The sequence below is a fragment of the uncultured Flavobacterium sp. genome, from assembly GCF_963975515.1.
Lineage (GTDB): Bacteria > Bacteroidota > Bacteroidia > Flavobacteriales > Flavobacteriaceae > Flavobacterium.
The window spans coordinates 377,166-391,807 of record NZ_CAXBGY010000002.1 but is presented as its reverse complement, the minus strand read 5'-3'; the positions used below and the strand labels follow the sequence as shown (position 1 = coordinate 391,807).

The 14,642-nt window shown below is 29.8% G+C and carries 12 protein-coding genes; 9 read left to right on the top strand and 3 right to left on the bottom strand.

Features of this window, described 5'->3' with window-relative positions; translation table 11 throughout:
- The first annotated feature begins 23 nt into the window (after nucleotides 1–23).
- The 3 genes from AAC008_RS04185 to accD all read left to right on the top strand — a co-directional run bounded on the left by AAC008_RS04185 (nucleotide 24) and on the right by accD (nucleotide 4,597).
- Nucleotides 24–2,564: a BamA/TamA family outer membrane protein gene (locus AAC008_RS04185; protein ID WP_339887603.1), complete on the top strand. Its 2,541-nt coding sequence runs from the start codon at nucleotides 24–26 to the stop codon at nucleotides 2,562–2,564.
- A 45-nt stretch (nucleotides 2,565–2,609) separates the two neighbouring features.
- Nucleotides 2,610–3,677: a class II fructose-bisphosphate aldolase gene (fbaA, locus tag AAC008_RS04180; protein WP_339887602.1), complete on the top strand. Its 1,068-nt coding sequence runs from the start codon at nucleotides 2,610–2,612 to the stop codon at nucleotides 3,675–3,677.
- Nucleotides 3,678–3,742: 65 nt separating this feature from the next.
- On the top strand, nucleotides 3,743–4,597 hold the full coding sequence (gene accD, locus AAC008_RS04175) for an acetyl-CoA carboxylase, carboxyltransferase subunit beta (protein WP_339887600.1): 855 nt from the start codon (nucleotides 3,743–3,745) through the stop codon (nucleotides 4,595–4,597).
- A gap of 91 nt (nucleotides 4,598–4,688) precedes the next feature.
- Here accD and AAC008_RS04170 read toward each other — a convergent pair whose 3' ends face one another.
- Together AAC008_RS04170 and AAC008_RS04165 are read right to left on the bottom strand one after the other, a co-directional pair.
- On the bottom strand, nucleotides 4,689–5,327 hold the full coding sequence (locus AAC008_RS04170; protein WP_339887598.1) for a hypothetical protein: 639 nt from the start codon (nucleotides 5,325–5,327) through the stop codon (nucleotides 4,689–4,691).
- Between the two features lie 23 nt (nucleotides 5,328–5,350).
- Complete coding sequence (locus AAC008_RS04165; protein ID WP_339887596.1) at nucleotides 5,351–6,601, bottom strand: ABC transporter permease; 1,251 nt, start codon at nucleotides 6,599–6,601, stop codon at nucleotides 5,351–5,353.
- Between the two features lie 165 nt (nucleotides 6,602–6,766).
- On the opposite strand from AAC008_RS04165, the gene purH reads away from it, so the two are divergent.
- From purH to rodA, 6 genes are read left to right on the top strand one after another with little or no spacing between them, the layout of a single operon-like run.
- Entirely contained in the window at nucleotides 6,767–8,299 is a 1,533-nt protein-coding gene (gene purH, locus AAC008_RS04160) for a bifunctional phosphoribosylaminoimidazolecarboxamide formyltransferase/IMP cyclohydrolase (RefSeq protein WP_339887594.1), read from the top strand.
- A 57-nt stretch (nucleotides 8,300–8,356) separates the two neighbouring features.
- Nucleotides 8,357–9,385 carry a rod shape-determining protein gene (locus AAC008_RS04155; protein WP_026717393.1) on the top strand — a complete coding sequence of 343 codons (1,029 nt, stop codon included), beginning with the start codon at nucleotides 8,357–8,359 and terminating at the stop codon, nucleotides 9,383–9,385.
- 13 nt (nucleotides 9,386–9,398) lie between these two features.
- Entirely contained in the window at nucleotides 9,399–10,223 is an 825-nt protein-coding gene (gene mreC / locus AAC008_RS04150) for a rod shape-determining protein MreC (RefSeq protein WP_339887592.1), read from the top strand.
- Nucleotides 10,213–10,719, top strand: a complete 507-nt coding sequence (locus AAC008_RS04145; protein ID WP_339887591.1) for a rod shape-determining protein MreD — start codon at nucleotides 10,213–10,215, stop codon at nucleotides 10,717–10,719. The genes mreC and AAC008_RS04145 overlap by 11 nt, the downstream gene beginning before the upstream one ends.
- Entirely contained in the window at nucleotides 10,716–12,572 is a 1,857-nt protein-coding gene (gene mrdA, locus AAC008_RS04140; protein ID WP_339887589.1) for a penicillin-binding protein 2, read from the top strand. The genes AAC008_RS04145 and mrdA overlap by 4 nt, the downstream gene beginning before the upstream one ends.
- 3 nt (nucleotides 12,573–12,575) lie before the next feature.
- On the top strand, nucleotides 12,576–13,832 hold the full coding sequence (gene rodA, locus AAC008_RS04135) for a rod shape-determining protein RodA (RefSeq protein ID WP_339887588.1): 1,257 nt from the start codon (nucleotides 12,576–12,578) through the stop codon (nucleotides 13,830–13,832).
- Here the strand turns inward: rodA and AAC008_RS04130 are convergent, their stop codons facing one another.
- Nucleotides 13,833–14,621, bottom strand: coding sequence for a DNA/RNA non-specific endonuclease (locus tag AAC008_RS04130; RefSeq protein ID WP_339887587.1), 789 nt, complete (start codon nucleotides 14,619–14,621; stop codon nucleotides 13,833–13,835).
- Nucleotides 14,622–14,642 lie beyond the last annotated feature (21 nt).

Below are 14,642 nucleotides of genomic sequence, written 5' to 3'. Positions count from 1 at the left end.
TTTGAACCAATATATACTGCAAATTGAAATATAATTTATCAAAAATAGCATTATTAATTGTAATAACTGCAATTATCTATTCTTGTTCTCCTTTAATGCGAGTGCCAGATGATGAAATGCTATTAGTAAAAAATGAAATTATCATTGACAATCAAAAAGTTGCAGAAGATAGTATTCAGGTATTACTTTATCAAAAACCAAATTCGAGCTTTTTAAAAATTCCCATTCGACTTTATTTATATCATTTAAGTAAAAAAGATGTTGATTCGTCTTATGTAGCTTGGTTAAATAAAAAACCGAATAGAAAAGAAAATTTAATTAACCTACTTTCCGAAAAACAGGTCAATCGTTTGGGAGAATCTTTTTTGGTAAAAGGATATAGTAATTTCTTTAAAAAAGTAGGAGAAGCTCCTATTATTATTGACGAAACTAAAATTGAAAAATCTAAAAAAAGATTAAATTCTTACTACAACAGCATTGGTTATTTTGACAATGAAGTAAAAGCTGAAATTGATTCGATAGGAAAAAAAAGAGGAAAAGTAACTTATACTTTAGTAAAAAACAAACCATATTTAATTGATTCAATATCCTCAATTATTGAAACTAAAATTATTGACAGCATGTATCAATCAATTAAAAACAAATCCTATTTAAAATTAAATAAAAAATATATTGTTACCGATTTTGAAATAGAACGCAAAAGAATAACTAATCATTTTAGAAATAATGGTGCTTATTATTTTCAAGAAAACGACATTAATTATGATGTTTATCAAGATACTATTACAAAAAAATTAGCTGTTGATGTAAAAATAAACGACAGAAACATAACTGTTGATGAAACTAATTATGAAATTCCACACAAAATTTACAAAATTGAAAAAGTAAATGTTTATGTAGATAATGATGCTATAAAAGACAAATCAAAAATCACAGATAGTATAACTTATAAGAACTATACAATTTATGGATCAAAAAAAATAAAATACAGACCAAAAGCAATTACCAATGCAATTTTTATTAGTAAAGATGATTATTATAGTGATAATTCTCGTTTTTTAACTTCACGTTCTTTGAGTAATTTAAATGTATTTAATTATCCAAATATTGACTATAAAGAAAATAAAGATAGTACAGCATTAATTACAAACATTAATTTATCGCCATTTAAAAAATATAATCTTAACCCTAATGTCGATTTTATACATTCAAATATTCAAGATTTTGGAATTGCAGGAAATTTATCTGTAACCTTCAGAAATGTTTTTAGAGGTGCAGAACTACTTCAAGTTTCAACTAGAGGAAATGTTGGTTCTTCTAAAGATTTAGCCAATCCAAAAGGAGTGTTTTTTAATTTATCGGAATATGGTGCTGATGCCAAATTAACTTTCCCTAGAATATTCTTTTTATTTCCAACATCAAAGCTTATTAGAAAAGAAATGTTGCCTTCAACAAATATGTCAGTAGGTTTATTTAGGCAAACAAATATTGGACTTGACAAGGAAAATTTTTCTGGAATTATTGATTATAGTTGGACTCGAAAAATCAACAATGTTTCCAAATTTGAATTATTAAACCTTCAATATGTAAGAAACCTAAATATTAACAATTACTTTAATGTGTATGGCTCTTCTTACGATGATTTAAATGCAATTGCTCAAACCTATAATATTAATCCTGAAAACATTGAAAACGGCAATTTAACCTCTACGGGTGCAGTGTCCTTTATTAATGATGTTATTACATCGCAAACATCTCTTACACCAAGCAACACTGACTATCAGACAGTAAGAAGTATTGGAGAAAGAAGACAACGTTTAATTGAAAATTACTTAATAGCTGCATCAAGTTTTACATTTTCAACTACTAACAAAAGTGATATTTACGATAATAGTTTCCACAATATAAAGGTAAAATTAGAAACTGCAGGAAATGTTATTTCTCTTTTAACAAATGTATCTGATCAACCCAATAGCGATAATGGAAACAAAACATTATTTGGTGTTGAATATGCACAATATATAAAAGGAGATTTTGAATACATTAAACATTGGGACCTAGGTGGAAAAAGAAGTTACGCTATGAGAAGTTTTGTGGGATTAGCTGTTCCTTATGGAAATTCTAATTCTATTCCATTTTCTAAAAGTTACTTTTCGGGAGGTTCAAATGACAATAGAGGTTGGCAACCATATGCCCTTGGGCCAGGCTCAAGTGGTGGAATTAATGATTTTAATGAAGCAAACTTTAAAATGGCCTTCAATGCTGAATATCGTTTCCCGTTTTTTGGACAATTATATGGCGCTTTTTTTGCTGATGCAGGAAATATTTGGAATGTTTTTGATAACGTAGAGGACAAATCTTACACCTTTAACGGAATTTCTTCATTAAAAGACATTGCATTAGGAACAGGAATAGGATTTCGCTACGATTTTAGCTTTTTTGTATTCCGTTTAGATTTTGGATATAAGACATATAATCCTGGAAGACCCGAAAATGAAAGATGGTTTAGAGACCTTAACTTTAATAAAACTGTTCTAAATTTTGGAATAAATTACCCATTCTAATATTTAAAATTCATATTTTTGTCAAAATAACATAACAATCTAATTATGGCTCACAATATTAAACCTGGTGTTGCAACAGGAGATGAAATACAAAACATATTTAAATTTGCAAAAGAAAAAGGCTTTGCTCTACCTGCAGTTAATGTAGTTAGCTCTAGCACAGTTAACGCTGTTATGGAAACAGCAGCTAAATTAAATGCACCTGTTATTATTCAATTTTCAAATGGTGGTGCACAGTTTAATGCTGGAAAAGGGCTTTCAAATGAAAATGAAAAATCTGCAATACTAGGTGGAATCGCTGGAGCAAAACACATTCATACATTAGCTGAAGCTTATGGTGCAACTGTAATTCTTCACACAGATCATTGTGCAAAAAAATTATTACCTTGGATTGATGGCTTATTAGATGCTTCTGAAAAACATTTTGCAGAAACAGGTAAACCTTTATATAGCTCTCATATGATAGATTTATCAGAAGAACCTATTGAAGAAAATATTGAAATTTGTAAAACTTATTTAGCTCGTATGAGTAAAATAGGAATGACTTTAGAAATAGAATTAGGAATTACAGGTGGTGAAGAAGATGGAGTTGATAATACTGATGTAGATAGTTCAAAATTATACACACAACCTGAAGAAGTTGCTTATGCTTACGAAGAGTTAATGAAAATTAGTCCCCGTTTTACAATTGCTGCTGCCTTTGGAAACGTTCATGGTGTTTATAAACCAGGAAATGTAAAATTAACTCCAAAAATCTTAAAAAACTCTCAAGAATACGTTCAAAAACACTATAATACTGAAGAGAACCCAATTGATTTTGTTTTTCATGGTGGAAGTGGTTCTACAGTTGAAGAAATTAGAGAAGCTATTGGTTATGGTGTAATAAAAATGAATATTGACACTGACTTGCAATTTGCATACACAGAAGGATCAAGAGATTACATGACTAAAAATATTGAGTATTTAAAAACTCAAATAGGTAGCCCAGACGGACCAGATAGTCCAAACAAAAAACATTATGACCCAAGAAAATGGGTACGCGAAAGTGAACTAACTTTTATCAAAAGGTTAGAACAAGCTTTCTCAGATTTAAATAACGTAAACACATTATAATAATTACGAATTTCGAATTACAAATTAATTCATAATTCATAATTTATAATTCATAATTATAAAATATGGCTTGGTTTAAAAGAAAAGAAAAAGGTATAACAACCGCTACAGAAGATAAAAAAGATGTACCAAAAGGTTTATGGTACAAATCTCCAACCGGAAAAGTTGTTGACACAGAGGAATTAGCAAAAAATCTATGGGTTAGCCCAGAAGATGATTTTCATGTAAGAATTGGAAGTAAAGAATATTTTGAAATTCTTTTTGATGAAAATACATTTAAAGAGTTAGATGCAAAATTAACATCTAAAGATCCTTTGAAATTTGAAGACACAAAAAAATATAGCGATCGTTTAAAAGATGCTATGAAGAAAACTGAATTGAAAGATGCAGTTAGAACAGCAGTTGGAAAATCAAAGGGAAATAATTTGGTAGTTTGTTGCATGGATTTTGCCTTTATTGGTGGATCAATGGGTGCAGTTGTTGGAGAAAAAATTGCTCGTGGAATTGATTATTCAATAAAACACAAATTGCCTTTTGTAATGATTTCAAAATCTGGTGGTGCACGTATGATGGAAGCCGCTTATTCTTTAATGCAATTGGCAAAAACTTCTGTAAAATTAGCACAACTAGCAGACAAAAAAATACCTTACATTTCATTGTGTACTGATCCAACAACAGGTGGAACAACCGCGTCATATGCAATGTTAGGTGATATTAATATTGGTGAACCAGGAGCTTTAATTGGTTTTGCTGGACCAAGAATTGTAAAAGACACCACTGGTAAAGATTTGCCTGACGGTTTTCAAACTTCAGAATTTTTATTAGAACATGGTTTCTTAGATTTTATAGCACATAGAAAAGAGTTGAAAAACAAAATAAACTTATATATTGATTTAATATTAAATCAAGAAATTAGATAAATAAAAAATCCCATTCTTAATCTGAATGGGATTTTTTTTATAATTAATATTTTACACTTAAAATCTATTTTTTTTCAACTAATGTTAAAACTTAAAGTTCTTGAGTAAGAATCCATTTTTTTGTGGGTTCAACCCAATCTTTATAGGGTTTGTATAAAAAACCATGGCCTAGTTTTTTATCAATTTTTATTTGCTCAAATTTGGTAGTGTAATTTGGTTTATTTTTCCAATAGTCATAATTCTTTCCTGCTATAGTATCAGAATCATCATAGAAACATAAAACTTGTCCGTGAAATTTCCATTCATTATGTTCTTCTTGATAATTATTATTACCAGCTAAAAAAACATAGTTTATTGGATTAGAGTTTATACTTGAAATGTTACTCGCAATAATAGCACCTTTTGATGCACCAATAACGCTTATATTTTTTGATTTAATTCCTGATTTAACTAGGCTATCTATTTCTTTAGAAACCTTTTTTGCATATTGTAGATAATCAACATTTTCATTTCTAACTTCTGCAATTACTATAGAATTTGAATCTTTAAATGCGTTAACAATACTGTCAAATTCATATTTTCCATATTCATCACTAACAGCATTTTTACCTTGAATTTCAATTATTCTTCCGTGTAAATAATAAATGTATTTTTTTTCATTATGTAAGTTTGAATTACATCTAATTTGAATTGCAAATAATGACAATATTAATAAAGATATTATTTTCATTTTTATTTCAAATTTGAAAAAAATTACATTCCAGTTCTAATGGCTTCCACAGGATCTAATTTCGAAGCTGTTATTGCAGGAATAATTCCAGATAATAAACCAATAAAAGCAGCTAAACCTGTTCCTAAAAGCATGTTTGATGCACTCAATACGAATTCAAAATCTAGAGCGCTAGATAATACTAAAGCTATTATCCAAACCAAGAACATTCCGATTAAACCTCCAATTAGAGATAAGATTATGGCTTCAAATAAAAATTGAAACAATATAAACCTGTTCTTTGCTCCTAATGCTTTTTGAATTCCAATTAAATTAGTTCTCTCTTTTACAGAAACGAACATAATATTTGCAATTCCAAAACCACCAACTAACAATGAGAACAAACTTATTACCCAACCAATCATATTCATTTGCCCAACAATATTGTCAATAAAATCCGTAAAGCCAGATAAAACATTCATAAAGAAATTATCAATCTCACCTGGTTTAACTCCACGCATTGTTCGCAATTTCTGACTCACGTCTGCCTTAAATTCCTCAATATCAATTCCTTTTTCTGGCTTAATTAAAATAGCTGGTGTTAATGATGTGTTGTTATCCCCATACATTCTTCTCAAAAAATTTACCGGAAAAAATACAGCAACGTCATTACTATCGCCAAACATACCTTCACCTTGCTTTTTTAGCACCCCTATAACAGTGAATTTTTGACCATATAATCTAATTTTTTCTCCTAATGGATCAGAGTTTCCAAACAACCCATCTGCAACTTCACTTCCAATTACAATTACAGCTGAACCTGAATTTGATTCTGATTCATTAAATAACCTTCCACTTTCAATTTTAAAGGATTCAATATCAAAGAACTCATTTGTAGATGGTTTTACACGAATAGAATTTACTGTTTTGTCTTCATATTTTATGTTTTCATTTCTGGTAAACATATTAAACGATATTTTATCAACTCCATTTACAGAGCGTTTTAAGGTTTCAAATTCTTCATAAGTTACATTTGGAAATTGTTCTCTTTTCCAACGAGGAACTTCAGATGGTCCAAATGAAAACCTCATTAGATAGATAGTGTTCATATCCATATCACTCAAATCTTCTTTTATTTTTTTATCCATAGAATCAACTGCTGCCAAAACTGCAATAATTGAAAAAATACCAATCGTAACACCCAATAATGACAAAAGGGTACGAAGTTTATTATTTCGTAAAGCATTTAAAGCAAATTGTAAACTCTCTCCAAGTAGTCGTAAGTATAAAATCATAATCTTGTTTGATTACTTATAAGTAGAATTAAATTTGAATTTGTTACATAAAAAACAAAAAAACACTTATAATTATTCTTGAATCTTTTGTTTACAATACCTACTTTTGCAACACTAAACATCATAAGAATCTAAAATCTATTTAGATTAAACAAACAACACACAATGACAACTACAAAAAAAATCAATTCGGCACTTATTTCTGTTTTCGATAAAACAGGTTTAGAGCCAATCGTTAAAGCACTTCACAATAATAACGTTACTATTTATTCAACTGGTGGAACAGAATCTTTTATCAAAGAATTAGGAATTCCCGTTGTTGCAGTTGAAGATGTAACTTCTTATCCTTCAATTCTTGGAGGAAGAGTTAAAACATTACATCCAAAAGTTTTTGGTGGAATTTTAAACCGTCAAGACAATGAAAGTGATGTTGCTCAAATGAAAGAATTTAATATCCCCCAAATTGATTTAGTAATTGTAGATTTATATCCTTTTGAAAAAACAGTTGCAAGTGGTGCAGGTGAAACTGACATCATTGAAAAAATTGATATTGGTGGAATTGCTTTAATTAGAGCTACAGCCAAAAACTTTAAAGACACAGTCATCGTTGCTTCAGTTGATGATTATTCTACTTTGCTAAGTTTCTATTCAGAAAACAATGGTGGTACAACTTTAGAAAACAGAAGATTATTAGCTACAAGAGCTTTTAATGTTTCATCTCATTATGATTCAGCAATTTTTAATTATTTCAACGCAACTCATGAAGAAGCTGTTTTGAAAATTAGTGAAACAAACGGAAATGTTCTTCGTTATGGAGAAAATCCTCATCAAAAAGGTTTCTTCTTTGGAAAATTTGAAGACATGTTCTCTAAACTTCATGGAAAAGAATTATCATACAACAATTTATTAGATGTTGATGCTGCTGTGAATTTAATGAATGAATTTAAAAATGACGAACCAACATTTGCTATTTTAAAACACAATAACGCATGTGGAATTGCTTCAAGAAAAACTATGAAAGAAGCTTATCTTGATGCACTTGCTGGTGATCCAACTTCTGCTTTTGGAGGAGTTTTGATTGCAAATGGTAAAATTGACAAAGCAACAGCACAAGAAATCAACAAGTTGTTTTGCGAAGTAGTTATTGCTCCAGATTATGAAAACGATGCTATTGAAATTCTTGAAGAAAAGAAAAATAGAATTATTTTAGTACAAAAAGATGCTGCATTACCAGCAACTACAGTGAGAACATGTTTAAATGGTGTTTTAGTTCAAGATAAAGATAATGTTACAGATACTAAAGAGCACCTAAAAAACGTTACTATAGCTAAGCCTTCTAATGAAGAGATTGAAGATTTAATTTTTGCCTCTAAAATTTGTAAACATACAAAATCAAATACTATTGTTTTTGCAAAGAACAAACAACTTTGTGCTTCAGGAACAGGTCAAACATCAAGAGTTGATGCCTTAAAACAAGCTATTGATAAAGCCGTTTTTTTTGAATTTGATTTGAACGGTGCGGTTATGGCAAGTGATGCTTTCTTTCCGTTTCCTGATTGTGTTGAAATAGCAGATAAGGCTGGAATAACTGCAGTTATCCAACCAGGAGGTTCTATTAAAGACGAATTGAGTATTAATTATTGCAATGAAAATAATGTTGCGATGGTATTTACAGGAATTCGTCATTTTAAACATTAATTTTATTACTTTTGTATCCATAAATATCTAACTAGTAACTAATACCCTTCTTATAATATGGGATTTTTTGATTTCATGACCGAGGATATAGCAATTGACCTTGGTACCGCAAATACCTTAATCATACATAATGACAAAGTTGTAATTGATAGCCCGTCTATTGTTGCAAGAGACAGAATTACTGGAAAAATTATAGCTGTCGGTAAAGAAGCCAGTATGATGCAAGGTAAAACACATGAAAACATTAAAACAATTCGTCCCTTAAAAGATGGTGTTATTGCTGATTTTGATGCTTCGGAAAAAATGATAAGTATGTTTATTAAAAGTATTCCTGCATTAAAGAAAAGATTATTTACTCCAGCTTTACGAATGGTTATCTGCATTCCTTCTGGAATTACAGAAGTAGAAATGCGAGCTGTAAAAGAATCTGCTGAAAGAGTTAATGGAAAAGAAGTATATCTTATTCATGAACCTATGGCAGCTGCAATTGGTATTGGAGTAGACATTATGCAACCTAAAGGAAACATGATTGTTGATATAGGTGGTGGAACAACAGAAATTGCAGTTATTGCTCTTGGCGGAATTGTATGTGATAAATCTGTGAAAATTGCAGGTGACGTTTTTACAAACGACATTATCTATTACATGAGAACACAACACAATTTATTTGTTGGAGAAACTACAGCAGAAAAAATAAAAATTCAAATTGGTGCAGCTATTGAAGAACTTGAAAATGCTCCAGAAGACATGTCGGTTCAAGGTAGAGATTTATTAACAGGAAAACCCAAACAAGTTGATGTATCGTACAGAGAAATTGCTAAAGCTTTAGACAAATCTATTCAACGTGTTGAAGATGCTGTTATGGAAACTTTATCACAAACTCCTCCTGAATTAGCCGCTGATATATATAACACAGGTATTTATTTAGCCGGTGGTGGTTCAATGCTAAGAGGTTTAGACAAGCGAATATCATTAAAAACTGATTTACCCGTTTATATTGCAGAAGATCCCTTAAGAGCAGTTGTAAGAGGAACTGGAATGGCACTGAAAAACATAAACAAATACAAAGGAATACTTATCAAATAATAGAAAAACGTAAATGCAGCAAATAGTAAACTTCTTTATTAAAAACAGCTATAAATTGCTGTTTTTGCTGCTTTTAGGCATATCTATTTATTTTACTATACAAAATAATTCATATCATAAAAGTAGAACAATTAGTTCTGCTAATTATGTAAGCGGTTATGTCTACGAAAAGATTGATGAAGTCAATATTTATTTTGATTTAAAAGAAGTAAACCAAGAGTTAGCCGAAGAAAATAGTCAGTTAAAACAACTTCTTTATAATAGTAAAGACACTATTTTAACTACTCCTTTAGATCTTCCTGAAAGCTTACTTCAGTATAAAGTTATTCAAGCTAAAGTTACTAAAAACTCTTTTGATGTGTATGATAATTATCTTTCTTTGAATGCTGGAACAAAAGATGGAATAAAAGAAGATATGGGTGTCATCAATAGCAAAGGTGTTGTTGGAATTATAGATAAAACCACAACTAATTATGCAACTGTTTTAAGTATACTTAATACAAAATCACAGTTGAATGCAAAAATTAAAAACACCAACCATTTTGGAACTTTAACATGGGATGCTAAAAACGCTGGATATGTTCAGCTAGTTGATGTTCCTAGATTAGCTAACCTTAAAAAAGGAGACACCATTGTGACGGGCGGACAATCTGTTATTTTTCCAGAAAACATTCCTATTGGAAGAATTGACAAAGCATATACAGACAAAAACACTAACTACTATACAATTAGTGTTCGGTTATTTAATGATATGACGAACGTAGGGTTTGTTTATATTATTGATAATACAAAAAAGACTGAATTAATAGAATTACAAAACTCATATAATGAACAGTAGTCTTTTACTAAATATATTTAGATTTATTGTATTGATAGCCCTTCAGGTATTAGTGTTTAATAACATTAAGCTTTTTGGCTACCTTGACCCATTTCCCTATGTGCTTTTTATTATTCTGTACCCAGTTAATAGCAATAGATCGTTATTTTTACTTATGAGTTTTTTGTTAGGATTAACTCTAGATATGTTTGGTGATACTGGAGGGATTCATGCAACAGCTTGTTTAATTCTAGCTTATATTAGGCCTTCAATATTTAAATTTTCTTTTGGCTTGAGTTATGAATACCAAACCATAAAAATTGCGGAAAAAATTTCTTATGATCGAATTTCTTTTATCGTTATATCCGTTTTCATTCATCATTTCCTTATTTATATGCTAGAATTATTGCGTTTTGGTTTAATTTTAGATATATTCCTTAGAACACTTTTAAATACTATATTCACAACCATTGTTTGTATTTTGACTATATATTTAATAAAACCAAATAGGCGATGAAAAAAATACTATTACCAGCAATAGTAATCATATCAGCAATCATTATTTTAATCAGACTCTTTTATCTTCAGATTATCGATGATAGTTTAAAAATAAAGTCAGACAATAATGCTATTAAAATTGCCTATGATTTTCCAGAACGTGGCTACATCTATGATAGAAACAGTAAATTATTAGTTGCCAATCAACCTTCTTATGACATCATGGTAATTCCTAGAGAAATTAAGGAATTAGACACTGTACAATTATGTCAATTACTTAAAGTTGATATGAGTTATTTTAAAAATAAATTAGAAAAAGCAATAGTATATAGCCCAAGATTACCATCTGTATTTTTGCCACAATTAACAAAACTAGAGTACGCTGCCTTTCAAGAAAAAATAAGAAAATTCAAAGGATTCTATATTCAAAAACGTTTTTTACGCGATTATCAAATAAACTACGCTCCTAATGTCTTTGGATATATTAAACAAGTAAACGAAGGTCAAATAAATAAAAACCCCTACTACAAAAGTGGCGATTTAATTGGCATACAAGGAGTTGAACAAGAATATGAAGAAATTCTAAGAGGTGTTAAAGGTGTTAAATATTTTCAAAAAGATAGGTTTAACAGAATTATAGGTTCTTATAAAGACGGAAAATATGATACAATTCCCATTCAAGGTAGAGATCTTACACTAACTATTGATGCTGAATTGCAAAAATATGGTGAAGAATTAATGATAAACAAAAGAGGTGGAATTGTTGCCATCGAACCTAAAACAGGTGAAATCTTAGCACTTATATCTGCTCCTTCTTATGATCCTGCACTTCTTGTTGGGAAAGATAGATCAAAAAATTATACCATGTTGTATTATGATTCTATTGCAAAACCTTTATATGACAGAAGTTTATTAGCTGAGTATCCTCCTGGTTCACCTTTTAAAATTTTGACTGGACTAATTGGCTTACAAGAAGAGGTAATTGACGAAAACACTGGCTTTATTTGTCGTCACGGGTTTTCTTATGGTCGCGGTGCTTTTATGAAATGTCACGATTCGGGATTATCTATTCTTCATAATGGAATTTATCGCTCTTGTAATACCTATTTTGCCAATGTATTTAAAAAAACTATAGATAAATATAAAGATCCATCCTATAGCGTTGATAACTGGAATAGACATTTACAAAGTTTTGGACTAGGTAATTATTTAGGGTATGATTTGCCTATTGGAAGAAAAGGCAGAATTCCTTCTTCAAGTTTATATGAAAAATTTTACCCCAATGGTGGTTGGAGAAGTAATACAATAATTTCAAACTCAATTGGTCAAGGAGAAATTGATGTTACTCCTATGCAACTTGCTAACATGATGGCAGCCGTTGCAAATGAAGGATATTATTACACACCTCACATTGTAAAGAAAATTAAAAATTTTCAAATTGATAAAAAATTTACAACTCGTCATCAAACGTCTGTTGATAAACAATATTTTAAACCTGTAATTGAAGGCTTGTATGATGTGTATAATATCGGAACCGCTTCAACTTTAAAAGTAAAAGATTTGGCAATCTGTGGAAAAACTGGTACAGCAGAAAACTTTGTTAAAATTAACGGTGTAAGAACTCAATTAACAGACCACTCTATATTTGTTGCTTTTGCTCCAAAAGACAACCCGAAAATTGCCATAGCCGTTTTAGTAGAAAATGGCTATTGGGGAAATAGATTTGCTGGCCCAATTGCAACATTAATGATTGAAAAGTACCTTAATAATGTAATTACTAGAACTGACTTAGAAAAAGCAATGCTTACAAAAAGCTTAGAATCAGAATATGCAAAAGTAATTAGTGGAAAACCTTTCACTATTAACCATTAATAAATGAAAAACCAAAGTGTAATAGCAAATATTGACTGGATAACGATTTTAATCTATATAACATTGGTTATTATGGGTTGGATGAATATCTATTCTGCTTCATTACCTTTAGAAGAAACTTATATTTTAGATACTTCACAAATTTATGGAAGACAACTACTTTTCATAATTTTAACCGTTCCAATTATTTTGATTGTCCTAAATATAAATGCCAAAATATTTGAAAAATTTTCAGTTATTTTTTACATAATAGGTATACTCTTATTATTAGGTTTATTTGTTTTTGGAACCTCGGTTAAAGGGCAAACCAATTGGTATAAAATAGGTGGTTTTGGTTTTCAACCTTCAGAAATTGTTAAAATATCTTGTTCTTTATTATTAGCAAAATATTTAAGTGATGCACAAATAAACTTAAAAATCAGGAAATTTCAATATATAGCCATAGGAATTATTATGGTGCCTGTTGGATTAATTATGTTGCAACCAGACGCTGGAAGTGCAATGATATTTTTAGCCTTAATTTTTGTTCTAAACAGAGACGGACTTCCATCTTGGTATTTATGGACTGGAGTTACTGCTATTGTAGTGTTCTTGTTAGCTTTGTTTGTAAAACCAATTTTCTTGGTCGCTTTTATATTACTGTTTATGATAATTCATTTTATCTTTAATACTAAAATATCTAGAAACCCTATTATTTATGTTTTGTTATTCATACTAATTTCTGGATTTACTTTATCGGTTGATTATGTATATGAAAATGTATTAGAACCCCATCAAAAAGATAGAATTGATGTATTATTTAACGATAATGTTGACATGAAAAATGAAGGTTATAATTTAAATCAATCAATGATTACAATTGGATCTGGAGGTCTATTAGGAAAGGGATATCTAGAAGGTACACAAACCAAAGGAAACTTTGTACCAGAACAACATACCGATTATATTTTTACAACAGTTGGTGAAGAATGGGGATTTGTAGGTTCCTTTGTTGTAATAGCCTTGTTTGTTACACTAATTCTTCGGATCATAAAATTGGCAGAAAATCAAAAAACCAAATTTAGTCGCGTTTATGGATATTGCGTAGCAACAATTCTCTTCACACACTTTTTTGTAAACATAACCATGCTGATAAAATTATTTCCAACTATTGGAGTTCCTTTGCCTTTCTTCTCGTATGGTGGTTCAAGTTTATGGTCTTTTACTGTTTTACTATTTGTGTTTATAAAACTTGATGCCAATAAAGTAAATGAATGGTAATTAAAACTTCCAGTTTTTATATCCGTTATTTGCTTCTAAACGATTTTCGAGATCATCTGGCAAATCTTTAAAAAAATCAATTCCAGTCATTTTTTCTATAGCATCAACAGGAACAACGAAATTGTATAAAGGTTTATTAGAATCCTTGTGAGGTATTAAAAAACCAATCATATTCGATCTGTCTTTAGTTAAAATAATTTTATAAAAATAATCAGGAACAGCAACATCTTCTGTACCAATTGTTTTTAAACCATCTTCTAAAACGCCTCCAGTAATTACATAAATACCATCATATCGTTCTGCCCAATATCTAGTTTTCTGTTCTAATCTATTCCAAATTCCAGCATTAAAATCATATAATTGAGGAGAAGCATTTGAAGTTAAAAAAGTTAACTCATACATTTCGTAAGAACTTTTTCTATCGGCAGCCGGACAAAGATGCCCTTTGTTATAGCCTGAATTTTTAAAATTTCTCCAATCTGCCGATTTAGTTTTAACTGATTTATCTTGGTTAAAATAAGGTCTTTTATAATCTGCTCTAGGCATATCACTTTTTGTTAACTCATAGGCAACCCATTCGGCTTGTTCAAAATTTTCCTTGTAAGAAAAAGTATAAGCATCATTCGAATAAACATCATTTGAAGTTGAAGTAGGCAAATAATTAAACTCAGAATTCTCAGTATAAGTAGACGATTGCTCACTTTCATCAAATATATCAACAGAATTTACCTGTTTACAGGATAAAAATTGCATTATGGCGAATAATAGTAAAATTTTGATGTTCTTCATACTTATAAGAATTATTTTAAC